Source organism: Thermoprotei archaeon (genome assembly GCA_038881895.1).
Taxonomy (GTDB): Archaea; Thermoproteota; Thermoprotei; order Gearchaeales; family WAQG01; genus JAVZOV01.
Window position 1 is genome coordinate 396,736 of the sequence record JAVZOV010000001.1, and the last position, 23,922, is coordinate 420,657.

23 protein-coding genes and 1 pseudogene are annotated in these 23,922 nt (G+C 35.3%); 14 read left to right on the forward strand and 10 right to left on the reverse strand.

The window, feature by feature from the left end:
* Nucleotides 1–101 precede the first annotated feature (101 nt).
* Genes QW128_02060 through QW128_02075 form a run of 4 tightly spaced genes read left to right on the forward strand, consistent with a single transcriptional unit; the run spans nt 102 to nt 3,651 of the window.
* Nucleotides 102–1,466, forward strand: a complete 1,365-nt coding sequence (locus tag QW128_02060) for a bifunctional hydroxymethylpyrimidine kinase/phosphomethylpyrimidine kinase (protein MEM3832371.1) — start codon at nt 102–104, stop codon at nt 1,464–1,466.
* Between the two features lie 5 nt (nt 1,467–1,471).
* On the forward strand, nt 1,472–2,557 hold the full coding sequence (locus QW128_02065) for an AIR synthase family protein (protein ID MEM3832372.1): 1,086 nt from the start codon (nt 1,472–1,474) through the stop codon (nt 2,555–2,557).
* Nucleotides 2,558–2,561: 4 nt separating this feature from the next.
* Nucleotides 2,562–3,107 (forward strand): energy coupling factor transporter S component ThiW, encoded by a 546-nt coding sequence (thiW, locus tag QW128_02070; GenBank protein MEM3832373.1) that lies wholly within the window; start codon nt 2,562–2,564, stop codon nt 3,105–3,107.
* Complete coding sequence (locus QW128_02075) at nt 3,094–3,651, forward strand: hypothetical protein (protein ID MEM3832374.1); 558 nt, start codon at nt 3,094–3,096, stop codon at nt 3,649–3,651. Before thiW ends, QW128_02075 begins: the two co-directional genes overlap by 14 nt.
* Nucleotides 3,652–3,723: 72 nt before the next feature.
* On the opposite strand, the gene QW128_02080 is transcribed toward QW128_02075, so the two are convergent.
* The gene (locus tag QW128_02080) at nt 3,724–4,041 is read right to left on the reverse strand and encodes a hypothetical protein (GenBank protein ID MEM3832375.1); all 318 of its coding nucleotides are present in this window, start codon (nt 4,039–4,041) and stop codon (nt 3,724–3,726) included.
* Between the two features lie 192 nt (nt 4,042–4,233).
* Between QW128_02080 and QW128_02085 the strand changes: the two genes are divergently transcribed.
* The 5 genes from QW128_02085 (at nt 4,234) to QW128_02105 (ending at nt 10,964) form a co-directional block, all read left to right on the forward strand.
* Nucleotides 4,234–4,905 carry an isoprenylcysteine carboxylmethyltransferase family protein gene (locus QW128_02085; GenBank protein ID MEM3832376.1) on the forward strand — a complete coding sequence of 224 codons (672 nt, stop codon included), beginning with the start codon at nt 4,234–4,236 and terminating at the stop codon, nt 4,903–4,905.
* A gap of 351 nt (nt 4,906–5,256) precedes the next feature.
* Entirely contained in the window at nt 5,257–6,165 is a 909-nt protein-coding gene (locus QW128_02090) for an ABC transporter ATP-binding protein (GenBank protein ID MEM3832377.1), read from the forward strand.
* Nucleotides 6,162–7,607: an ABC transporter permease subunit gene (locus QW128_02095; protein ID MEM3832378.1), complete on the forward strand. Its 1,446-nt coding sequence runs from the start codon at nt 6,162–6,164 to the stop codon at nt 7,605–7,607. The genes QW128_02090 and QW128_02095 overlap by 4 nt, the downstream gene beginning before the upstream one ends.
* 134 nt (nt 7,608–7,741) lie before the next feature.
* Nucleotides 7,742–8,986, forward strand: coding sequence for an ATP-binding protein (locus QW128_02100; GenBank protein ID MEM3832379.1), 1,245 nt, complete (start codon nt 7,742–7,744; stop codon nt 8,984–8,986).
* A gap of 133 nt (nt 8,987–9,119) precedes the next feature.
* A complete protein-coding gene (locus QW128_02105) occupies nt 9,120–10,964 on the forward strand; it encodes an aldehyde ferredoxin oxidoreductase family protein (protein ID MEM3832380.1) in 1,845 nt (614 codons plus the stop codon).
* A 170-nt stretch (nt 10,965–11,134) separates the two neighbouring features.
* Here the strand turns inward: QW128_02105 and QW128_02110 are convergent, their stop codons facing one another.
* Nucleotides 11,135–11,521 (reverse strand): hypothetical protein, encoded by a 387-nt coding sequence (locus QW128_02110; GenBank protein MEM3832381.1) that lies wholly within the window; start codon nt 11,519–11,521, stop codon nt 11,135–11,137.
* A gap of 1 nt (nt 11,522) precedes the next feature.
* The gene (locus tag QW128_02115; protein ID MEM3832382.1) at nt 11,523–13,340 is read right to left on the reverse strand and encodes a GMC family oxidoreductase N-terminal domain-containing protein; all 1,818 of its coding nucleotides are present in this window, start codon (nt 13,338–13,340) and stop codon (nt 11,523–11,525) included.
* A gap of 102 nt (nt 13,341–13,442) precedes the next feature.
* Here QW128_02115 and nucS point away from each other — a divergent pair, with 102 nt between their 5' ends.
* A complete protein-coding gene (gene nucS, locus QW128_02120; GenBank protein MEM3832383.1) occupies nt 13,443–14,144 on the forward strand; it encodes an endonuclease NucS in 702 nt (233 codons plus the stop codon).
* A gap of 13 nt (nt 14,145–14,157) precedes the next feature.
* On the opposite strand, the pseudogene QW128_02125 reads toward nucS, so the two are convergent.
* Nucleotides 14,158–14,367, reverse strand: a pseudogene (locus tag QW128_02125) (hypothetical protein).
* Nucleotides 14,368–14,864: 497 nt separating this feature from the next.
* Here QW128_02125 and QW128_02130 point away from each other — a divergent pair.
* Entirely contained in the window at nt 14,865–15,452 is a 588-nt protein-coding gene (locus QW128_02130; protein MEM3832384.1) for a peroxiredoxin, read from the forward strand.
* A 55-nt stretch (nt 15,453–15,507) separates the two neighbouring features.
* Here the strand turns inward: QW128_02130 and QW128_02135 are convergent, their stop codons facing one another.
* Entirely contained in the window at nt 15,508–15,744 is a 237-nt protein-coding gene (locus QW128_02135) for a hypothetical protein (protein MEM3832385.1), read from the reverse strand.
* Between the two features lie 81 nt (nt 15,745–15,825).
* Here QW128_02135 and QW128_02140 point away from each other — a divergent pair, with 81 nt between their 5' ends.
* Nucleotides 15,826–15,990 carry a hypothetical protein gene (locus QW128_02140; GenBank protein ID MEM3832386.1) on the forward strand — a complete coding sequence of 55 codons (165 nt, stop codon included), beginning with the start codon at nt 15,826–15,828 and terminating at the stop codon, nt 15,988–15,990.
* A 139-nt stretch (nt 15,991–16,129) separates the two neighbouring features.
* On the forward strand, nt 16,130–16,576 hold the full coding sequence (locus QW128_02145) for an MBL fold metallo-hydrolase (protein ID MEM3832387.1): 447 nt from the start codon (nt 16,130–16,132) through the stop codon (nt 16,574–16,576).
* A gap of 154 nt (nt 16,577–16,730) precedes the next feature.
* Here QW128_02145 and QW128_02150 read toward each other — a convergent pair whose 3' ends face one another.
* The gene (locus QW128_02150; GenBank protein ID MEM3832388.1) at nt 16,731–17,753 is read right to left on the reverse strand and encodes a zinc-dependent alcohol dehydrogenase family protein; all 1,023 of its coding nucleotides are present in this window, start codon (nt 17,751–17,753) and stop codon (nt 16,731–16,733) included.
* Nucleotides 17,754–17,819: 66 nt separating this feature from the next.
* Between QW128_02150 and QW128_02155 the strand changes: the two genes are divergently transcribed.
* Complete coding sequence (locus QW128_02155) at nt 17,820–19,397, forward strand: NAD(P)H-hydrate dehydratase (protein ID MEM3832389.1); 1,578 nt, start codon at nt 17,820–17,822, stop codon at nt 19,395–19,397.
* A 170-nt stretch (nt 19,398–19,567) separates the two neighbouring features.
* On the opposite strand, the gene QW128_02160 is transcribed toward QW128_02155, so the two are convergent.
* The 4 genes from QW128_02160 to QW128_02175 form a co-directional block, all read right to left on the reverse strand.
* Nucleotides 19,568–20,860, reverse strand: a complete 1,293-nt coding sequence (locus QW128_02160) for a nodulation protein NfeD (GenBank protein MEM3832390.1) — start codon at nt 20,858–20,860, stop codon at nt 19,568–19,570.
* Between the two features lie 106 nt (nt 20,861–20,966).
* Nucleotides 20,967–21,788, reverse strand: coding sequence for a slipin family protein (locus QW128_02165; GenBank protein ID MEM3832391.1), 822 nt, complete (start codon nt 21,786–21,788; stop codon nt 20,967–20,969).
* 345 nt (nt 21,789–22,133) lie between these two features.
* A complete protein-coding gene (locus tag QW128_02170) occupies nt 22,134–23,336 on the reverse strand; it encodes a transposase (protein MEM3832392.1) in 1,203 nt (400 codons plus the stop codon).
* On the reverse strand, nt 23,314–23,922 hold the full coding sequence (locus QW128_02175) for an IS607 family transposase (protein ID MEM3832393.1): 609 nt from the start codon (nt 23,920–23,922) through the stop codon (nt 23,314–23,316). Before QW128_02175 ends, QW128_02170 begins: the two co-directional genes overlap by 23 nt.

A 23,922-nucleotide genomic window follows, 5' to 3' on the forward strand; every position in this document is an offset into this window, starting at 1 on the left:
CACCTAGTATTATATATTACGACATGTTTATAAACATGTTTTATATAAAAAAATTGGTGTTGTATGACGCTATATAAAAAAAGATTTAGAGGTGATGGAATATTAACTCTCATAAAGTACCGGTTGCGTTAACCATTGCCGGTAGTGATTCTGGTGGAGGAGCAGGTATTCAAGCTGATTTAAAAACGTTTGCGGCCTTGGGAGTTCATGGAACCTCCGCTATTACAGCTATTACAGCGCAAAATACTTATTCCGTGATTGGCGTTCAAGAAATAAGTACAGAGATTATCGAAAAACAAATTGATGCTGTAGCGCAGGATATGGGTATTGATGCTGCGAAAACTGGAATGTTAAGCAGCACACCGATAATATTGGCTGTCTCTAAATCTGTTAGACGATATGCGTTTCCTTTGGTAGTTGATCCAGTAATGGTTGCCAAGAGTGGTGCTCAATTACTCAAGGATGATGCTATTGAGACACTCATTAAGGAATTAATACCATTGGCTACAGTGGTAACTCCTAATACACCAGAGGTTGAAAAACTAATTGGAATAAAGGTAAAAGATATAGATGATGCGAAAAAAGCTGCGAAAATGATTGTAAATAATTATGGGGCTAAAGCTTCAGTAGTAAAAGGTGGGCATTTGGACTGGGATGAAAGTGTTGATGTACTTTATTATGATGGAATATTTAAAGAGCTGAGAGCACCAAAAATCAATACGAAAAATACGCACGGGACTGGCTGTAGTTTTTCAGCTGCAATAGCTGCAGAGTTGGCTAAAGGAAACGATATAATAACTTCGGTTGAAATTGCAAAGCGTTTCATTACTAATGCAATATTTCATGGCCTATCAATTGGTAAAGGGCATGGCCCTGTAAATCCGATATCATGGTTATACGTTCCAGCTGAAAAATATAGAATAATTGAACAATTGAAAAATGCCATCATGATGCTTGAGAATGATGAAAAAGTAGCAAATCTAATACCGGAAGTACAAACAAACTTAGTTATGGCTCTTCCGTATCCTTATGCTAAAAGTATAAGTGACGTTGCTGGCATACCAGGAAGGATAGTAAGGATAGGTAATCGTGTTAAAGCATCGGCACCACCTGAGTTTGGTGCATCATCACATGTTGCACGCGCTGTCCTTAAAGCTATGGAATACGATAATAATATTAGAGCAGCGGCAAATATTAAATTTTCCGAGGAAATACTAGAAACTATAAAAAAGCTTGGTTTCACGATATCATTTTATGATCGAAGGGAAGAGCCGCCTGAAATAAAAATTAAAGAGGGCGCCACAATACCATGGGGAGTTGAACAAGCAATCAAAAGAGTTGGGAGAGTTCCAGATGCAATCTATGATCCTGGTGATTTGGGAAAAGAGCCTGCAATAAAAATATTCGGAAAAGATGTAATAGATGTTGTAAATAAGATGATCGCTATTGCTCATTATGTAAGGTGATGTTTATGGGTGAATTGCCTAAACTTGGGAAGTTACCGCCTGATATTTTTGATGAGATAATTTATCCAAACCTAGGATCAACTGACCTAAGTGTTATCGTTGGTCCTAGGCATGGTGTTGATTTTGGTGTTGTTGAGTTAAATGAAAGAGAGGTTTTGATTATAAAAAGTGACCCAATTTTTGTTGTTCCTGAATATGGTTGGGATAGGAGTGCCTGGTTTGCGGTACATATACTTGCTAGTGATGTATCTAATTCTGGGGTTGCACCAAGATATTTAGCCATAGATCTCAACCTTCCTCAATCCATGACTAGAGATGAATTTACCAAGTTATGGTTAGGTATTCATAAAGAATGTAAGAGATTGGGCGTGTCAGTAGTTACTGGTCATACTGGTAAGTATGCAGGGATTGATTATCCAATGATTGGTGGCGCTGCAATGTTTGCAATCGCTCCTAAAAATGGTTATGTTACGACTGAAATGGCTAAGCCTGGTGATAAAGTCATTATGACGAAAGGACCTGCTATTGAAGCTGCTGGAATATTGTCAGTAATGTTTCTAAGTTTCGTGGAAAAGCGATTTGGTAAGGATTTTGCCATGAAAGCTAGTAATATATTCTACTTACAAAGTGTTGTTGATGATGCTTTAACATTAGCGAAAGTGGGTTTAAGAACTGGTGTAACCTCTATGCATGATGCGACAGAATACGGTGTTTGGGGCGCATTACATGATATAGTAGAGGCAAGCAAAGTAGGAATAAAAATATACAAGGATAAGCTTTTCATAAGGGATGACGTCAAAAAAATTATAGATGCATTTTCACAACTAACAGGCGTAAAAGCGGATCCGTATGCTGCAATAAGTGAAGGGACATTAATAGCAACAATAAAGCCATCAAAAGTTAATGAGGCATTAGAATTGTTAAGAAATAAAGGTATCGATGCACAAGTTATTGGTGAAATTACCGACGATAAGGGTAAGGTAACCCTCGTTACTGATAATTATGAAGAAAAAATTTCGAGACCAGAGCAGGATCCTTTCTGGCCAATGTTCTTTAAGACTCTAGAAATCCTTGGTTCTCCTAAGAGGTGAGAAAATGTTTCTTCAAAATTCTAGAAAAAGAAGCATAGAAATTGCACTAGCTGCATTTTTTATAGCACTAGGGGTGGTGCTTTCACCATTCACTTGGTTTCAAGTAGGTCCAAGCAAAGCAAACCCCACGCAACACATGATAAATGTCATAGTTGGTATTATGTTAGGGCCTTTGTGGTCCATTGTAATAGCATTTTTTATTGGAATAATTAGGATAAGCCTAGGGACAGGAACGATATTTGCTATACCAGGTGGGTTACCTGGGGGGTTCATTGTAGGGTTATTCTACCACTATTTATTCAAGCGAATGTTTAAAGATCAAAAGAAGCTGATAGCGTCATTTACAGAACCAATAGGTACTGTTTTAATTGGTGCTACAGTCTCAATATACCTAGTTGCTCCATTAATTAACACTAGAATTTCTAATTTAATAATTTTCTACATGGGCTGGCTAGCAAGCTCAGCGACTGGATCCGTAATAGGGTTTATCATATTAACGGTTCTATACCGCACCGGTTATTCGAGGGAGAATATTCTTGGAAAACCTTAGGATCAGTGTTCATGATCTTTTGCACAAACGAACTCTAATAATAGGTGATATTGGAAAGGGAAAAACAAGAATTACTGCGCTGATCGTGAAACTCTTCATTGATATTGGTTTAAAAGAGAAGATCACAATAATTGATATGGCACCACCTCGCAGTGAAGCAATAGGGGGTAAAGTTTCTGAATATATAAATGTAAATTCTATCAGATATTTTCATGATGATAGAATAAGAGGACCTAGAATCTCTGCTAAAACATCAGAAGAACTTTTCTTAATAGCAGAAAAAAATAAAGATATTATAGAACAATTTTTAAACTATTATCTCAATGATCCAACAGAAATTTTAATAATGAACGACATCACAATTTATCTTCACAAAGGCTCTGTATCAAGAATTATCCAATGCATAAATAAATCTAAAACATTTATAGGCAATGCTTATAGTGGTGTTAAACTTTACAAAGAGCAATTTAGAGATTTTGATATAAATGAGTCAAACAAACTGTCTGAAATAATAAAGATAATGGACAATATAATAAAACTATGAACATTCAAACCTTATCTCTAAAAGTAAGACTTCTAGTTCTGACATCTCTGGGAGACTTTATTTCTAATTTGTTTACCCTTTTAATAGTCCGACCAATAATCCTATGATAAAGAGTACTGGTAATCCTACCACAATTGTACCTATTCTGTTGTAAAGTGTTCCTACATTTTGCATGAGGTAGTCTAAGACTGTTTTTGTAAGAGTTTCTGATGATGGTAATGGTAATGAAAGCCCTATAAACCCCGCTAACAGAATTCCAATTATGAAAAGTATTGCTGATGCGAGAGCTCTCTTTATTGCAATTCCGAATATTAAACCATCAACAAACGTGAGTAGCAAGAGAATTGCACCCCAATACGGTTCAAGCTCAGTAGGTATCATTTCACTCAAAAGTAAAGCAAAAACAAAAAATATAAAGCTATCGATTATGAACAGCGTTATTTTAACTTAGATGCATATGAAGAATCATATATTCATAAAAACCCTAGTAACTCGAAAAATTGCGCCATCTGTCGAAGAATTGGCGGTTTTTAGGTGAAGCAATAAATTTAAATAGGATATGTTGAATTTAGATATGTGGTAATGTTGGTAGTTGATGATATATTCAGTAGTACAGGATGGTATGGTAATTGGGGACTTGTTGTTGCATCGATTCTTTTAGCATCTTTTATATTTTTTGTGTTTATTGGATGGCCAAAGAGGTTGGATTGGAAATCCTTTGGTTTGACTGAAGCTTTTATAATTTCATTATTTACTGAAATGTTTGGCGTTCCGCTTACGATTTACATTATTTCATCTTTCTTAGGCGTTGATATTGCGCCTAGTGGTTTAACGGGACACTTGTGGGCTGTGTTTTTAAATCTTTATGGTGGTGTGAATCTTGAAGTCGGAGTTTTTATAGTGATGTTTGTGAGTATTATAATGATAGTTGCTGGGCTTATAATGATTATTGGTGGTTGGATTAGTATTTATAAGGGAAGAGATATGTTGGTTGTTAGTGGTTTTTATTCATATGTTAGACATCCTCAGTACTTGGGTTTGATGATTATATTAACTGGATTTATTGTGCAATGGCCGACGATCCTCACATTATTAATGTATCCTGTCTTATTGTTTCTGTATTATAAGCAGGCATTGAAAGAAGAAGCAGATCTTATTAGAAGGTTTGGAAATGTTTATCTTGTTTATGCATCAAAAACTCCTAGGTTTAATATTTTGAAGGGTTTGTTAGTGAAAAAGAATGCTGATGTTTAGTTCGTTTTTATTTCAGTTCTTTCCATTTTGTTATTTTTATTATCAATATTGTGAAGATTACTGCGATTAATGTCATCACGATAAAAGATATTATTGTTTTGCATTTTTGAACACTAAAATTTTTCTTAATCCTTAGTGGAAGTAAATAATGGTAGTGCCCGTTTATTCTAATGTCATCATTATGAGCGTGAGTTAATACCAATAGTACTTGTTGTAAAAGATCGGCTATTATTCATGTGCTCTTGCTTAGTGGTGTTGATGCTAAATCTTTTTAGTATTTCGTTTCCTCTGAATTCTAAAAAAGTAAAACAAAAAGTTTAAATGTTTGCCGATGTTGTTCATCTGAGTGGGATGGCAATACAATTAAATAATGTAGTAAAACATTTTGGTAACATTATAGCATTGAATGATGTTAGTTTTCATGTGAATAATGGTGAAGTTGTTGGATATGTTGGATTAAATGGTGCAGGTAAAACTACAACAATTAGGATCGTTGCAGGCGTCTTAAATCCTGATTCCGGTGATGCAATCATAGATGGTTACTCTGTTACAAAGGATAAGAAAATCGCATCGAAAAATTTAGGGTGGGTCCCAGAACTTCCTATATTTGAGCATGATGTTAATGCAGTAGATTATTTTACTTATTTAGCTGGGTACTATGGTATTAGTAGTAATGATGCAAAAAAGATTGCTAAAGAATTATTCAGGGAAGTAGGTCTTGAAGGTGTTGAGAATAAGAAACTCCAGCAATATTCTTTAGGTATGAAGAAAAGGTTTGCATTAGCAGTTTCACTGATTTCAAATCCAAATAACTTCGTATTCGATGAAGTGCTCAGCGGTCTAGATCCACAGGGTATTGCATTTTTTAGAGATTTAACACTTAAATTTAAGAGGGAGGGCAAAGCAGTCTTATTTTCTTCACACATACTCTCTGAGGTTGAGACAATAGCTGACAAAGTAATCTTTATACATAAAGGTAAGATTATTAGAGAAATGAGTATTGAAGACATTAGGAAGTATTCTCCGGTCGAATCTGTAAAACTAGTTCTTGATAAAATTGACGAAAAAGTAATAAGGGTATTATCGGATTTTGGAACTGTAGAAATTGAGGGAAGTTATATAGTGATTCATAATTTTAATGGTGACACGTCAAAACTTATACAGAAACTTGTAAGCGAAGGTTATAAAGTGTATGAAGTGAATAAAACATCTGGAAATCTAGAGAGCATATTCTTCCAAATAATAGGGATGAGAGCATGAGGACGGTTTTCTATGATTTCAAACGAGCTTTCTTCAGACGCTCGGTACTACTATTTATAATAATTTTTGCATTGGCCGGTGTAGGACTCTCTTACCTTGTCGCTAATTTGATAAATCCACAAACTGCAAGCATTAGTGTTATTGGTGTAGCTATTAATACAGAGAACAAGACAATGAAAATAATCGGAGCCGTGTTGGATAGAAATGGCAATGGCATACCAAATGCAGATGTTTACATATCAAACTTAAATAACAAAACAATCATAGCTTCTACATCAACTAACTCATCAGGATACTTTACATCCTCATTTGTACTGGGATTTCAAGGAATATTAGCACTGGACGTTAAATCAAGCATTGGTAACACATCTATCAGTATACCACAGTTTTCGTTCTCGGAAGCTTTTGTAAAACCATCATCCTTTACATATGGGTCATATTATTCGAACGTTAATTTTCCTTCCATAAGTGTTATACTTACAAATGTAGACAGATACGCTGGCACAGGAACTATAGTAATAGCTATGACGGGCCAATATGGATCAAAACCTAACTACGATGTATATTATACAACTATTGCTTTGGGTACTGAGATTCCCCCTAGAACTCCAATTTCACCATCAAACCTAACTTATAACTATCTGGGAAAAATCACAGATTACATATCTGTGTTTGATATCAATATAAATTCCTCCAATAATTTTCTTTACTTGAACTTTAAGAGGGGGAATTCATCGGTCTATGTTTCATTCATGTATTCATTAGTATCCCATGCTGAATCCGGAATAGTTTCATCAACAATTTCTTCGTTAAGTCCTTTTGCACAATTCTTTCCTATAATTTTTCTTTATTTAGTATACACAATGATTGCCAAACCTAGAAGTACTGGAGCATTAGAATTTTTATTAGCTAGACCGGTAACTAGAAGAGATATCTACATTAATAGATACATTGCTGGATTATTGACTGTGTTGGTGTCCTCAGGAATATTAATAATTGTAACATACGTTTCTATGAATATTCTTATAGGTAAAACCCTTGATGTTTATAACTTCTTAATACTTTATATAGGTATTTCTGGATCATTAATAGCATTCTTCTCATTAATGTACTGTATCTCGACATTCCTAAAATCTGCAGTATATCTGGGATTATCCATAGGGCTTTACATGCTTTTTTATGTATTTTGGGCTGTAGTAGCCATACTCTTTGCATTCAGTACAAAGTCTAATTACTTTGATATATTATATCTAATGTATTATTTTAATCCTAACGGATTGTATAACTTTATAACATACTTCATAGAAAACAATTATGGTCTTTTAACAATAAAAACTACAACGATTAACAATGTTGCAATAATCCTTTCATCATTAGTGTGGATCATAGCACCAGCAACTCTTGGGTACTTAAAATTTAAGAAAATAAACTTATCATCATGATTGTTTTTATATCATCAGCTTTATACGCTTATAGTGGGTTCTGCTCTAAAGTGTCAGAATTTGGTATGATTAAGCACTGAGAATAATAAATAATGTCAGAAAAATTTATAAGTCCAATTTTGCTAGAGATATTTATGGAATATTATCCAAGAAAACTAGAAGAAGAATTGGATAAATGGATTGAGAGGAAAGAGGTTTTAATAATTAAGGGTCCTAGACAGAGTGGCAAAACTACATTACTTTTGCATCTTAGGGAAAAATATGGTGGTGTGTACGTCACGTTTGAGGATGAAGACATGTTAAGAAGTTTTGAGGAGGCTCCAAAAGAATTTGTTCTGAGGTTTTTGCAAGAAGGTAAAGAAATTCTGTTTTTAGATGAGGCGCAATACAGTAGAAAAGTAGGGAAGAACATAAAATTGCTTTTTGATCTGTTTTCTGAGAAGCTTAAATTTGTTGTGACTGGGTCAGGTTCTTTTGACATAAAAGTTGAGGTTGGAAAATATTTGGTTGGAAGAGCTATATACTTTGAGCTTCTCCCATTAAGTTTTGAAGAATTTTTATTATGGAAAGCGAAGGATTTGCATAAAATTTTTCTCGAATTTAAGAATCAAGTAAAACTTTTTATTCTTAATGGTAAGAAGATAGAGGTCTCGCCGGTTTTTCAAAGGGAATTCAGTTCTCTACTCGAAGAATATATAATTTTTGGTGGATTCCCTGCAATAGTGAAGGAAAAAGATGAGAAAATAAAAGCTGAGCTATTGAAAAATTTAATGAGAACATACGTAGAAAAAGATGTTTTCTTCTTTTTAAACGTAAGGGAAATCGAAAAGTTCAGGAAACTCCTTAATTATCTCAGCTTAACCACAGGTTCTTTGCTTGAGTTATCCTCTTTAATGAAAGAGATAGGGATAGATTACAAGACATTAGAGAGTTATCTTTCCATACTACTCAATACTTACATAATTTCTTTTGTTTCACCATTTTACAGAAACCTTGTTACAGAGTTGAGAAAAGCAAAGAAAGTTTATTTCATAGACACTGGTTTAAGAAATTCCTTAATTAACAATTTCTTACCTTTAGCAAGCAGGACAGATAAAGGTATCTTGTTTGAAAATTTTATCTTTAATGAATTAAGAGGGCTAGGCTTTGATGTAAAATACTGGAGAACTAGTGGAAAAGCTGAGATGGACTTTATTATCGAATTACAGAATCAATTAATACCAGTTGAAGTGAAAAGTTTTGGTAAAATAAAAAGAGGTTTTCTAAGCTTCATTAATACATACAGGCCAAAGAGCGCCATTGTCTTTACTGAAAACGAATTTATGATAAAAAGGATTAACGACACAAATGTAGCATTTCTTCCCCACTTCCTTATTTAATTTTAAATAGCATAATGACGTGATCTTAAGTTGCGATTAATACAAACTTAATGAATATTCAGAAGTGATAAGAACTATTAAAATACGTGCAATAACTTTATTTTCTCCTTATGATATTATATAATGATATGTAATGGTTGATGGTCTTGCTGGTAAAGTTGCTGAGATTAATCTTTCTGAGAATGAAATTAAAATACTTCCAACAGATGAAAATATTATTCGTAAGTATCTTGGCGGTAAGGGTTTTTGTTTAGCGATACTCTATAATGAACTAAAAAAATTGGAAAAAAAGGGCATCAAATCTGTTGATCCTTTTGGTCCTGAGAATGTTGCAGTGATTGCTACTGGCCCTGCTACAGGTATCCCAGTTTTTCCAACACCTGGCAGGTTTCACGTAATGGCTCTTAGATCGCCTCTCACGGGTTCTGTTGCTAGTGCTAACTCTGGTGGAGATTTTGGCCCATATCTTAAATTTGCAGGCTACGATGCTCTTATCATAAAGGGTTCATCTGAAAAACCAATTTATATTTCAATCACTGATGGAGAGATTAATATTCATGATGCATCAAATTTATGGGGCAGGACTGTATCGGATGCAGATGGTACATTAAAGAGAAGCGTTGACGGAAGATTTGTAAGCATTCTTAGCATAGGTCCTGCTGGAGAGAATTTAGTTTTATTTGCAAGTCTGATGAATGGTTATAGATCTGCGGCACGTACTGGTATTGGTGCGATTATGGGTTCTAAGAAAATTAAAGCAATAATAGTATCATCATCTTCTGCTGGGCATATTAAGGTATTTGATCCTAAGAAGTTTAAAGAGTTCTCTAGGAAATCTTACGACAAACATAGAGAGAATTTAGTTACAAGCACTATACTAGGCATGTATGGTACTGCATCTGCCGTAAATTTGGTTAATCAAATGGGCATACTGACTTATAAAAACTTTCAATATGGCTATCACAGTAATGCTGAAAAAATTAGTGGAGAGATTGTAAGTGAAAAATATTTGCTAAGAAGATCAGCATGTTGGGGATGTATGATAGCATGCGGCCGTGTTACGCAAGTAAAATCAGGACCATACCAGATTCTTAAAACTGAAGGCCCCGAGTTTGAAACCATTGCACTCTTAGGAAGTGCAACTGGTGTTGATGATCTGGAGGCTATTATTAAAGCGAATCATTTGTGTAATGATTTAGGATTAGATACTATTTCTATGGGTTCTACAATCGCTACGGCCATGGAATTATACGAGAAAGGCTATATTAATAATGAGATCACAGACAACATCGAATTTAAGTTTGGTAACGCGAGTGCTGTAGTTGAAGCTGTGTGGAGAACAGCCTATAAAGCAGGGTTTGGTAAATATTTAGCATTAGGTTCTAAAAGACTTGCAGAACTTTTTAACGCTCCTGAATTATCTATGAGTGTGAAAGGTTTAGAAATTGCTGCTTACGATCCTCGCGGATCAAAAGGCATGGGACTTGGATATGCTACTTCAAACCGAGGAGGGTGTCACGTTACTGGTTATGTTTTTAACGCTGAGGCCTTGGGCATACCTGAGAAATTAGATCCATTAAGTATAGAAAGTAAGGCTAAATGGGTTAAGTGGTTCCAAGATTTTACTAGTGTAGTTAATTCTACTGCTAATTGCTTATTTTCAACGTACGCTCTGAGACCATCTGATTACGCAGAATTATTATCAGCTGTTACTGGTTTAAACTTTTCTGAGGAAGAATTAATGAGGATCGGTGAGCGAATTTATAATTTAGAAAGATTCATCATATCAAAATATGGTTTTACAGATAAGGATGACACATTACCAGTAAGGTTTTTAAAGGAACCCATGCCCGAAGGGACTGCGAAAGGTCATGTAGTGGAACTGGATGAAATGAAACGAGAGTATTATAAACTTAGAGGATGGATAAATGGTGTCCCTACTTTAGAAAAACTTAGAGAGCTAGAGATTGACGTTTAAAGAGAAATGTTCTTGGGATAAATAATAACGTATAGTTTCTCTAAAATGTTTCTGAACTGATATCTAACTTCTCAATTAGCAATGTACCATCGGAAAGCCCCTCACAAATAGAATATCGCATAACCATCAACTTTATGAATGCTAATGGTTTTATGATAATGTAACAGTAATTAAAGTTTATGAATTTTAACTATACTATAAAGAATTAATGCTATTAATGCTATTATGCCATCTGTTAAGACATTAAACATCAAAAAGTTAACATTGAAATGGATATACCAATAAAGACTTGAGAATGATGATACAAACTTACCAATAGCTAATGGTAACAACATATCTAAATACTTTTTGGGATTAATCGTAACTAGCAAAGCTAACACTGATACTGTTGCCATGAATGCTAAAGCTAAACTGTGCCAAAATGCTGAATCTGGTGAAATTAATCTTCCTGTGAATATCTCCGGTTTTAGAGCAAATAATACTCCTGTGTAGATGAAACCAAGGAAAGCGATTAATGAAAGCAATCTAATTATAAACCAAAATTTATCTCTTATCATATTATATCTCCTTAATGATTTTTTCACTTATTAAAAGGCTTAGTGCATTTATTGTTAATTGAGGATTTACATACGTGGTTGACGGAAGGACTGACGCATCTGCAATATGTAAGTTAGAGTATCCATACACTTTACCATTAAGATCAACAACGCCTATATCTTGATCTCCGCCTATTCGAGCAGTTGACATAGGATGATACGCGCTAAGTTTAAATGCTTTAGGTTTAGCATTTTTTAGAACATTTTTAATACTTAACATGTTACTTATACCGCTCAGCTTTTTAATTGGCAAAAATATTTTCACTGCACCAGCAGCAAACAATATTTCTGATGAAAGAATAATTCCTTCTTTTATTTTCTCTATATCCCGCTCTTTCACGTTATATGTAGCAATACCAGTTATACGTCGTCCAAATATGTTGCCTTCACTATCATCACTAGTTTGAACTCCTATGGATGCTAAAAACGGGTATTTGTCTAATTCAGAGAAGGATAAGCTTCCAGCACTATAACCTATTCCTGGCGGAGGAAATGTTGCTAAAAGAAGTGTATGAAATTCCCTTAACAAATTATCTACGCAATATGATTGCATAGTACCTCTCCAACCCTCTACACGATAATCCATAATAGCTGTTACGCCAGCAGCTGGATGTATATGAAGATGCTTTCCTATATTATCATTTTTTATACCCGAAATCCTCAATAACTTAGGAGTATTGACAGCTCCAGCTGAAACTATAATAACCTTAGCCTCAACAATAACGTGAGTATTATTAATGTTAACTAAAACACCCTGAGCTTTTCCATTATTAATGATTATTTTCTTAACTTCTGAAGAAGTAAAAACTGATGCTCCATGCTCTATAGCTTCTTTAAGAAACGTAAGCCTCATATCTAACTTTCCATTATATGGACAGCCAAACGCGCATTCTCCCATGCCATGACAGTTTCCAAGAGGCCTTCTCACTGGATAATGATTTAACCCTAGCTTCTCAGCACCCTTCATCATAACTAAAGCATTATTTCCGAGTAAGTGTCGTGGGATCGCTTTTACATTTAATTTACTTTCTATGACTTCATAGGCTAAATTCAACTCCTCATTTTTAATGTTAGCACCAGTCTCTTTTCTCCAATTTAGAAGAACCTCATCTGGAATACGAAATATTGTTCCGGAATTTAAAGTAACTGTGCCACCTAGTACACGTCCAAATGGAACATCTATTATCGGTGACCCCCACGTGAACGTCATTCCATTATTCCAATAATATTTTAACGCTCGATATACTGGGTGTTCATTTAGAAATTCTTCCCGCGTGGGTTCAGGACCAACTTCAAAAATAGCCACATTGTAACCTTTTCTAGCAAAATTCCATGCAGCTACAGCACCACCTGCACCACTACCAACTATTATTACATCATATTTTTTATTAAGAACCTTTAAAGGTATGGAGAGTGCTGGTGATGAAGCAATCTCATGCGATGGCGAAACATAAGGCTCTCTTCTATAATTTATTTTTATCGCATTTTCTTGATTTACATAATAAACTGCACCAAGAAAGAATTCTAAAAGGTTAATCATATCATAAGTAAAACTTTCACCTTTAATACTCGACAACCATTTCTTTTTCTCTTCATTATTCATCATACTAAACGTTTTAAATCTTGAAATGATTGGTGAAAAGTTTATAATCCAAGATGCCATCTTCAACATTTTTTTCGTTGATGAATTAAGATATGGCATAATTTCTTTATCAATAAAAAATGCAGGCCATTGCGTACCTAACTCTACTTCAGATAAAGCACTAATTACTCTATTCAAAATACCTCCATCTAAATCTCATCACCTAAATCTAAAATTAATGCAAGAGATTAAAAAGATATCCCAAAAGTTTATGTATTAGTTGATATTGCTTAAAATAAAATGAGTGATCTTTATATAATAGTAGATCAGCCTGAGCTTAGAGATGCAAGCAATTTAATAAACCAATATTGCAGAACACATGTTATTACAATTTTTGCGTATTGTAAAATTGACTATGAAGGACGAGCATCTTCATTAGCCAATTATGCTGATAGATTAATTTTAATTAAGCCTGACGGAGTTCTCATTATTCATGAACGGGAGAAACGCGAACCAATAAACTGGCAACCACCAGGTACTATTATTAGTGCTATGGCTATTGAGGATGAACTTGTGATCAAGGGCATTCGTAGAACTCCTTATGAAATACTTATTATTAAAATTCCATTAGTCTATACGATGACTATTATGAGAGTTGGAACAGGAGATTTTCGATTATGGGGTAGTGAATCAGAACTTGTCGAACGTGTCATTAAAAAACCCAATTTAATTGAAGAAGGTTTCATACCACTAGAACGTGAATATGAAACTCCATATGGAAAAATTGATCTATTAGGTAAAGACTCTAATGGAAATTACGTCATCCTAGAATTTAAAAGAGGCCAAGCCCAACTTCAAGCTGTTTCTCAACTTAAACGTTACGTAGATTATATGCGTGAAAAATCTAATCAAAATATCCGAGGCGGTATTGTAGCTCCTGGAATTACTAGCAACGCATACAAGTTATTAAAAAAACAAGGATTCTTCTACGTCAAAATTTAATTTGGTGATACTCTTACGAAGTTATAACCATGTCAGGTTCTAAGTTATGTACTTTGATAGACGTGCGTAACTTTTCCCTCTCTATCATCTCATCGAGTGCTTTCGTGAACCCAGTTCCCCACATCTGAAGGTTCAGCACAGCTACAACATCCCTATCCGTGATTAAACCGCAATCTTCACACCTAATCAGCCTGCCCCCATAGGAAGCCATGCTTCCTGAGCAGAGGGAGCAAGAGAACTTAGGACTTTGATTCTGAGCGAATCGCCAAGCTTATTAATGATGTTTTTAGTGGATCGTTCTTATACGCTTATAGTGGGTTCTGCTTTAACAGTGTCAGAACTTGGTATGATAAAGAGTTACCTAAAAGAACAGGTAATCCACCGTTGTGGGATTCATGGACTTTCGTCCCTTCCCCCTCAATTTCATAGAGGGCTTTCTGGGTCAACGAAAAATCCCCTCATCCTGTGCTATTCACCACATATTGGGCGTAAGCCCATTCGGTGCTCCGCTCATCAAATACGGAATGCACTAAACATCTATAAAAATCTATCTGTTCAGAGACTACCGAACTACCCAACTTTAGACATGAAAAATGCCAATTAGTTTTATTAAATATTCATCTATGGTTTTTAATTGAACTTATTTTTGAATACTAATCCCGTATATTTTCGGGATTAGTTTTATTACTTTGTTTTTTAGCATATCCTCGGTGAAGTAAAGTGATAGACGTAGGTGTTGTAGCACCTGAGTTTAAGAGTAGAGCTTATTTTCCAGATGAAAATAAAATTAAAGAAATAAAACTAAGCGATTACAGAGGAAAATGGGTAATATTAACGTTTCATCCTGGAGATTTCACATTTGTGTGTGCTACTGATTTAGAGGCTTTCCAAGTATATTATAATAAGTTTAAAGAAAATAATGGAGAAATTCTAGCAATAAGTACTGATTCAGTATTCTCACATAAAGTATGGTTTGACACAAGTCCAAGAGTCAGTAGAGTGAAATTTCCATTGGTTGAGGACATAAAGAAAGAAATTTCATCTTCCTATGGATTCCTAAACACAAATACAGGCATGACAAAGAGAGGTACAGTCATAATAAACCCAGAAGGAATCATAGAGTACGTCTCAGCATTTAATGATAGGTTAGGAAAAGATGTTCCTCACATCTATAGCGCTTTCATACATCTAAAATATCTCTACGAGCATCCAGCAAAACCAGAAGAATTTGACATAATAGGCGCAAATAAAGGAGAAGGCTTTCAAACAATAGCAATAAAAATACCTGACAGCATAGGTAAATTATAAAAATAAAAACTTTTTTTAACTTTGAGTTAGGGAACACTTATGATCCATTATAAAATTATTTGTAAAATATTCTGGGAAAAATAAAAGTATAATATGCAAAAGCCACTATGATTATGAAAATTATAGCTACTAGTATTAATACTGAGATAAGATATTGGAAGCTGTAATTATACATTTTAGGATTAAACAACTTATTGATGTCAAACGTACTACTTATCATAATAATACTTATCTCTATAATCAGAGTAACGATCATTATTATGAAAATTAATTTATAAATTCTAAAGCTCATCTAATAATTTTAGTAATAATTCAGTGATATAAAGTTTTATATAAGAGACCAAAAAGTCTTTTTGCTTTTACATTTATCGGCATGAGTAATGTTCTTCATGGTAAGATGTTTGGAATGACAGATGTTGAATATGTAGGTTTTAGACCTGAGGATGTTGAAATATCACGCACAAACGGTGATGTTGTAGGTTTTATAAGAAATATTCAATATCTTGGTTCCTATCAAATGATCGAAGTGGTGTTTTAAACCATGAGACCGTTGTTAAAGTTAGATTACATATAGATCAGCAAGTATTCGAGGGTGAAAAGATACATGTTAGCATTCCTCGGGATAAACTTTTGGAATTTAAGAATGGAGAACTGCTCAGTTGAGTTAGTGAGGTTCTATGATTAGGCTATACTTTATAGGTACTGGTGCTGGAGGTTCACCTGGTTCTTGTAGATGGAGAGCATCAACATTAGTTGATTTCGGTAATAAAATGTTATTAGTCGATTGCGGTGTTGGTTGTCATTACAGATTGTCGGATAAAGGATTATTAAACAGTATTGATGCAATCTATGTTACACATCTTCATATGGATCACTTTTTAGGTGTTCCTGAGTTATTATTTCAAGCCCATATAGAGGGTCGAAAGAAAGACATCGCAATATTTGCACCACTCGGCCTACGTGAAATAATAGCTCATGTTGGACCACATTTATTCACTGCTTTAAATTTTAAAATAAATGTTATAGAAATATATGATGAATTTTCATATGATTCAGGCTCCTTTAAGTTAGAAGTGTACGAGGCATGCCAGCTAATGCTCTCAATGCTAAAATTCTTATATTAAATCACATCGATGATCAATTTAATAAGAATCTTAAAAATGAGATTGGTAACATAAGAAATTATTTAAGGGTGAGCTAATCATCGCTGAAGACAACTATCTGTTAACAATATATTACATAGTATGAAGTAGTTAGAGTCATTAATTTATGAACTTATTAAAGTATTTTCAGCACTCCGCTTCCTTTGTATTCTCCATGCTTGAGCATGATTAATGCCTTGTTTGCTTCTTCTAGTTTGAATACATTAATTTCTGGTTTTATTGGAATTTTGCTGGCTAGAATTAGGAATTCTTCGATGTCTTTTCTTGTGATGTTCGCAACGCTTTTGATTTCCTTTTCATCCCATAGATGTGTTGCATAATCTAGCTCTGGTATGGGAGTCTCTTTTCTGATTAGATTTATAACAAGCCTCCCGCCTCTTTCTAGATTTCTTAGCGCCTCTTTTATGGGTAATCCTACAGGGGTTGTGTCTATGGCATAGTTAAGTTTTCTTGGTGGTGTGTCTCCGGTTTTTCCAACCCATTCAGCACCTGCTTTTCTAGCTAATTCGCTGGGTTCATCTCCAGCTCTTTTTGTAAAAACATAGACTCTGGAGTTTGGGAATTTGTACTTTATCACCTGATGTATGATGTGAGCTGAAGATCCGTATCCGTATAATCCTATAGTGTCTCCATCCTGCATTCCTGTTAGTTTTAAAGCTCTATATCCTATTGCTCCACCGCAAAGTAGTGGTGCTGCTTCAACATCGCTAAATATTTCAGGTATTGGATACGCAAAATCCTCATTAATTACCATGTATTCCGCATAACCTCCATCAGCATTATACCCTGTTCCTTTGAACTGGTAACATAAGTTCTCGTTTCCTTTTTTGCAGAAGTAACATTCACCACATGCATGATAAATCCATCCGATGCCCACTCTATCGTTAATTTTGTATTTAGATGCACCAGGTCCAAGTTCGTACACTCGACCTACTACCTGATGTCCTAATATGACAGGAAGCTTAGGTGGTTTTAGTCTTCCTTCAATCTCGTCAAGTTCCGTTCGACAAATTCCACATGCGTAAACTTTTATGAGAATTTGTTTAAAACCTGGTTGAGGAATGGGTACATCTTCTAATTTTAGTGGCTCCTCTTCTATTGGAGCTATTTTTTTAAGAACCATCGCCTTCATATTCATCACATTATTAGTAGTATAACATAATAGATTTAAATTTTTTGAAAATAAAATAGAAATGGTGAAAGAATGAAGGTATGTAGAGTTACCGAGATAAGAAAGTTAGATCGAGAAGCAATAGAAAAATATAATATTTCTGAGGAAATTTTGATGGAAAATGCTGGAAGATCTGTATGCTCTGTCATCTTAAGAGAGTTTGGTGTAAAGGATAAGAAGTTTGTTATTTTTTGTGGGCCGGGTAATAAGGGTGGGGATGGATTTGTAGTAGCCAGACATCTTCATTCTCATGGAGGAAAAGTAAAGGTTTTTATTTTTGAGAAAGAAAAATATGGTGAGTCAGCAAAAAAGAATTTCGAGAGAATAGAGAATCTTCCGATTGAAATTAGGGAGCTAAAGGATGTTGAGGATGTCAGAAGTGATGTAGAATGGGCAAATGCTATTATTGATGGGATGTTCGGTGTAGGTTTATCTAGGAATGTTGAAGGAGTTTATAAAGATGTCATTCAATTAATAAACAAAAGTGGAAAAAAAGTTTTTGCTATCGATATTCCCTCAGGAATCAATGGTGATACTGGTCAAGAGATGGGAATTTCCGTTAAAGCTGACTATACTGTAACCTTTGGATTACCAAAAGTTGGAAATTTACTATATCCAGGTTATGAAAAATGTGGAAAATTATATGTTGATTTTATTTCTTATCCTATTTCTCTTCAAGAACCCGAATGGATTAAAGTTGAAATATATGAACCTATTAAACTTCCAGAACGTGATCCGATGGCAACTAAATTCTCCTATGGACCGACCTTGTTTATAGCCGGTTCTAGATATTATTTTTGGGCTCCCATCGCTTCTGCATATTCTTTTCTAAAGGCTGGAGGAGGATATGCCTATCTAGCATCACCAAAGTCTGTCGTCCCTTTCCTTGCTGAGAGAGGAAGGGAAGTTGTCTTTCTTCCTCAACCGGAAACAGAGGAAGGAACTATTGCTTTAGAGGCTAAAGATGAAATTTTGAAATCAAATGCCTACAAACGAGCAAAAATAGTAGTAATAGGGCCTGGCCTCTCTACAAATGAAAAAACTAAGCAACTAGTAAAGGAATTAGTTAGTGAGATTGAAAAACCAGTATTAATTGATGGTGATGGAATAACTGCTGTTTCTGAAGATATAGAAGTTATTAAAAAGAGGAAATCAATTACTATTCTCACTCCTCATACTGGAGAAATGGAAAGAATTACCCAAATAAAGAGGGAAGAAATAGAGAAAAATAGAGTAGACATTTTGCAGAAAACTACAAAAGAGTTAAATTCAATCATAGTTTTAAAGGGGCCACACACTTTAGTCGGTTATCCTGATCAAAAAGTTTATATCGTTCTCAGTGGAAACGCTGGAATGGCAACTGCTGGAAGTGGTGATGTTTTAAATGGAACAATCTGTGCAATGTATGCCTTAGGATTAAACATTGATGAAGCCGTAAGAACCGGAGTCTTTATTCATGGACTTGCTGGAGATTTGGCTGCAAAAGAAAAAGGACAAGATGGAATAGTCGCCTCAGATATATTAGAATCTCTTCCATATGCTATAAAATACTATAAAGAAAATTTCGAAAAACTTCGTGAAAGTTTCTATAATAAGATACATATAGTATAAAACTAAAGAAGAATGTCCCTTAATTAAATGTTGACGCTGTCCTCAATGGCTCATCATAATTAACATCAGATGTCGATTATTTATTATTGGTGTCAATCATCTCCTGCTAAAGGAGGAGAGCATCAGTTATCTCTCTTATTGTACAATGAAGGTATTCATGAGTTTTAGGTCTATTTTTCGATTTTGCGTTTAACCATCAACGTAGGACCTCTTTTATCTATTACTATCACTTTTTCTCCTTTTTCTATTTTTTCTGTTGATTCTGCTATCCAATATTCTCCCTGGCAGAGTACGAACCCAGATTTCTCTGGTGATATGTCATCTAACGCAATACATTCTTGACCTATTATTCCGCTTATGTATAGTTTTGGTTTCATTCTTTTTGCTTGCAGTATTTTGTAGAAACTCACAGCAAAAAATATTGTTAACGGTGTTATTGATACTATCATATATAATCTCACGTGTTCATACCAGCCGCTATAGACTATCCATTTCTCGGGAGTTGTTGATAAGGGAAGCATTAGGACGCCTAGTACTATCATGATTATTCCTGTTACTCCAGTTAATGTAAATCCAGGGATTACGAAAAGTTCAATGAGCAAAAGTACTATCCCCATAGTTATTAAAATTATTGAAAGCGTATTAATACTGAAACCCATCCCCACTAGACTAATTAATATAAGGAGTATTCCGATTACTGAGACTGCGTGATGCGTTGATGCTAAACCAAATATTAATATGTACAAACCTAGCATGAAAGAGATATATGATATGATCGGGTCTTGTAATATTCGTACTATGGTATTTCTTATACCTGTATTAAATTTTATTATTTCAGTATTTGATGTTTCTAACATTATTTCTCCTTGAGCTGTTTTTACATTTCTCTTATTAATGTTTGATAAAAGTTCTTCAAGACTGTCTGCGACAGTATCTATTACATTATATTTTAGCGCTTCATCGGCTCCCAAGTTGAGATTTTTAATAACAAAGTCCTGAGCGGCTGTCTCATTTCTATTGCGTACTTTAGCTATTTCTTTAAAATATGTTGCTACCGCATTAATTATTTTTGTATCGTTAACTGGGCGACTTCCTGTTACTGGATCATAGTAAACTGGTTGTGCGGAGCCTATCACCGTGCCGTGCGTCATAGCAGCTATATGACTTGATAATAGTAATAATGAGCCAGCGGACCATCCTGTAGCTCCATGAGGATAGACGTAACCTATAACAGGAATTTTCGAATTTAAAATGAGCTCAACAATCTTCACCGTAGAATCTAAAGATCCCCCTGGCGTGTTTATTATTAACAATAAAGGAGCATTTAATGATGTGGCATAATTAATGGCATTGTCCAAATCTTCATAAGTACCTTCTGTTATTATACCCGATACTTCCATAAGTATTATAGGTTTCGATTGCGCACGCGCATTAATAGTACTTATCATTAGTATTAAAGACAAAATTATTAAAGTTAGAAACACATATCTAAGAAGTGCCGTATACCTGCTTCTAAGAAAGAACATTCCTATTCGATTTTAAGAATATTTTTGTTAAATTTAAATGTTTCTACATTGTTTGTTTCTCTTCTTTTTCTCTTTCTTTGTTGTGAAATGCCTTAGTAAAGGCTGCTATTTCTCCTGGTGTTGTAAATGTTTGTGACGTAACTACTATTAAGTTACGTTCCCTTGCTATTTCTGTTAGTGTTTGTAATTCTCGTAGCCTCATGGCCATAGCATGTTCTTCATATTGTTTTGCTGCTTCAGCCATGATTTTTGATGCTTGTAATTCACCCTCCGCCATGATAACTCTGGATCGTTTTTCTCGTTCAGCTTCAGCTTGTTTAGCCATTGCTCTTAACATTGCTTCAGGTAATGCAACATCTTTTATAGTAACCGCTGTAACCTTAATCCCCCACGGGTCAGTAACGACGTCTAATAATACTTGCAATCTTTTATTCAATTCTTCTCGTTTTGTGAGCAGTTCATCTAGTTCAACCTGACCTAAGACATCTCTTAGTGTAGTTTGTGCAAGAAGTTGGCATGCATAATTATAATCTGTAACTGTAGTTACAGCTTTTACAGGATCGAAAACTCTATAATATATAACAGCATCTACATCAACGCTTACATTATCCTTCGTAACAATTCTTTGTTTTGGAACATCAGCAACTAAAACCCTTAAATCAACTTTGAAGAATTTGTCAAAAATCGGTATTATGAAGAAGAGACCAGGCCCCTTCGCTCCTAGTAATCTTCCTAATCTAAATATAACGGCTCTCTCATATTCTTTCACAATTTTAATACTAGCTGAAAATATTATCAGTATTATAACAATTAAGAGTATTATAAACATTAATTCTAGTAGAGCTTCTGGTAGATCGAAAGGCATACTAAGAATAATATTCGTAAGTAATTAATAAACCTATCTACTATCACAATGATGATTTCTATCTCCAAGTGCAACTTTTAACAAATAAAACTTTATTAGTATTCTTATGATACTCTAAACGTATGCGATTTTTATGGTATTATGAGAAGCTATGGAAGAAAGAAAAAATGTGTAAAATTTGTGGATCTAAGTCTACTACAATAAGTGAGGTATTAGGAGTTTGCGGGGACTGCATTAAAAAATATCCTGATAAAGCTCTCAATATTGCAATGAAATCACATTCCTTAAGCAGGGATAGATTCAATCTTCCTAGAGAACCGCCAAGAAGTGCCAAAGGGTTCTGAACTAAGTATGGATACGTATAGAATCCATACTTAGTCCTTGAGCTTCAACGCTCTCGTCCTCCTCAGGGTTCATTGGAGGGCTCATCGAGCTCTGCTCCTTTCGGGGTGAACCCATGAATCCCCACATCCTAAGGAACGTTTTCCAAATGTTTATTGATGCATTCCTCTGTCTATCGATTACAAGTCCGCATTTTGGGCACTTGAAGACTGCTCCCCTTAGGTCTTTGTTGTAGTACCCGCATCTGGAGCAGGTCTTCGAGGTGCCCTTCGCCTTCACATATATGGTAGCATAACCGTTCCACGCAGATTTGTATTCCACGTACTTTTGCAGTTTGATGTAATTGTGCTTGCTGTTCTGCCTGTTCATGCTCCTACTCTTCGTCCTAGCAATCCTTTCCTTGAACCCCCTCAGGTCCTCGAAGACGTTTGTCCTGTTGGATAACTGTTTAGCCAGCTTGTGCAGCGCGTCGTCAACCCTGTTCCTCTCCCTCGAGCAGTACTTCTCCAGGAGCTTCTTCCTCGTTTTTCCGGGTAGCTTCTGGATGACCCTTCTCTTCAGCTCGTACGTTCTGTGGATAGTGTAGATTTCCTTCAAGCTTATCGAGTAATGCTTTTCACCATCAAAGCTGTCCAAGGTTAAGAGGTTCACGTCCCATGCTATTGGGTCTTTAATCTTTAGCTCCACCTCTCTTCTAACAGTAACTATGAACCTGTCCTGTTTAAGTATGAGTTCACCGAGCTCCAATCCCCTTATCCTATCCCAGCACCACGCCTTCCTCAAATCTATGGTTAAGTTTTCTTCGTAAGGTTTCACTGAAATCCTGAGAACCCCGTTCCTGTAACTGTAGAGGGTTTCCTTAACTCTAACGAACTTCCTCCTCAGTTCAGGCCTACTTCTTCCTGCCCGCCCACGAAGGTACCTCTTCCTCCACGATTCAAGTACGGAATAGGCCTGTTTTATCGCTGAGTCCACGTAATGCTTGGAGTAAACCCATCCTCTGAGGTGCTTGTCTCTAAGCTTTTTCCTAAAAGCCTTATCTTTCCTCAGAAACGGTATAAGCCTCTTCCCATTCCTATTCCATGCAATGTTCCTCCATAAATCTTCCAAGATAGAGTTTAAGACGCGCATGTAATCCTCTATAAGCTCACTTACCTCAAGGTTATATGGTATTGAGTACGCTTTAACTAACAAGCTTCCTGACACCTTCAACAACCTCCCTATACTTATGGCTTCTCATTCCGTAGAGCTTTCCAGCGAAATGAGCAACTATGGTGATTAAGTCTTCCACAAGCTCTTCATGAGGTGCCTTCTCTTCATGGTTTATTACTTCTATTTCTGTTCCGAAAGTTGTGAACATTTTCTTTAAAGTTTCAAAACCAAATCTCGTGAACCTGTCCTCGTAAGCGATTATCAGCTTGGATATTTTCCTTTCTGAAACCATATCTAAGAGTTTCAGGAAGTTTTTTCTGTTTTCGTTAAGTCCAGAACCAATATCCGTTAAAACTTGAATTTCACCGTAACCTTTCTCCTTAGCGTAACTTGAAATGAGCTGTTTCTGCCTTTCAAGGTCATCCTTTTGTGTTGAAGATGAAACCCTTGCATACCCTACAATAATTCTTTCCTCTCTTAAACCAAGGATGCGTTTTATTTCACTTTCAGGGATCCTCCTACGTCCTCCAAGGGTTCTGACACACCTAATCTTGCCCTGCCTATCCCATTGCTGAATGGTCCAGGTGGTGACTCCAAGAAGCTTCTTCGCCTCTTTGATTGTATAGAGCTTTTCGGACAT

What these genes read in the sequence shown, in the direction of transcription:
- QW128_02065 (MEM3832372.1), top strand. Translation starts at nt 1,472, where the DNA reads ATGGGTGAATTGCCTAAACTTGGGAAGTTACCGCCTGATATTTTTGAT.
- thiW (MEM3832373.1), top strand. Translation starts at nt 2,562, where the DNA reads ATGTTTCTTCAAAATTCTAGAAAAAGAAGCATAGAAATTGCACTAGCT.
- QW128_02085 (MEM3832376.1), top strand. Translation starts at nt 4,234, where the DNA reads ATGTTGGTAGTTGATGATATATTCAGTAGTACAGGATGGTATGGTAAT.
- QW128_02090 (MEM3832377.1), top strand. Translation starts at nt 5,257, where the DNA reads ATGGCAATACAATTAAATAATGTAGTAAAACATTTTGGTAACATTATA.
- QW128_02095 (MEM3832378.1), top strand. Translation starts at nt 6,162, where the DNA reads ATGAGGACGGTTTTCTATGATTTCAAACGAGCTTTCTTCAGACGCTCG.
- QW128_02100 (MEM3832379.1), top strand. Translation starts at nt 7,742, where the DNA reads ATGGAATATTATCCAAGAAAACTAGAAGAAGAATTGGATAAATGGATT.
- QW128_02105 (MEM3832380.1), top strand. Translation starts at nt 9,120, where the DNA reads ATGGTTGATGGTCTTGCTGGTAAAGTTGCTGAGATTAATCTTTCTGAG.
- QW128_02110 (MEM3832381.1), bottom strand. Translation starts at nt 11,521, where the DNA reads ATGATAAGAGATAAATTTTGGTTTATAATTAGATTGCTTTCATTAATC.
- nucS (MEM3832383.1), top strand. Translation starts at nt 13,443, where the DNA reads ATGAGTGATCTTTATATAATAGTAGATCAGCCTGAGCTTAGAGATGCA.
- QW128_02135 (MEM3832385.1), bottom strand. Translation starts at nt 15,744, where the DNA reads ATGAGCTTTAGAATTTATAAATTAATTTTCATAATAATGATCGTTACT.
- QW128_02140 (MEM3832386.1), top strand. Translation starts at nt 15,826, where the DNA reads ATGAGTAATGTTCTTCATGGTAAGATGTTTGGAATGACAGATGTTGAA.
- QW128_02145 (MEM3832387.1), top strand. Translation starts at nt 16,130, where the DNA reads ATGATTAGGCTATACTTTATAGGTACTGGTGCTGGAGGTTCACCTGGT.
- QW128_02150 (MEM3832388.1), bottom strand. Translation starts at nt 17,753, where the DNA reads ATGAATATGAAGGCGATGGTTCTTAAAAAAATAGCTCCAATAGAAGAG.
- QW128_02155 (MEM3832389.1), top strand. Translation starts at nt 17,820, where the DNA reads ATGAAGGTATGTAGAGTTACCGAGATAAGAAAGTTAGATCGAGAAGCA.
- QW128_02165 (MEM3832391.1), bottom strand. Translation starts at nt 21,788, where the DNA reads ATGCCTTTCGATCTACCAGAAGCTCTACTAGAATTAATGTTTATAATA.
- QW128_02175 (MEM3832393.1), bottom strand. Translation starts at nt 23,922, where the DNA reads ATGTCCGAAAAGCTCTATACAATCAAAGAGGCGAAGAAGCTTCTTGGA.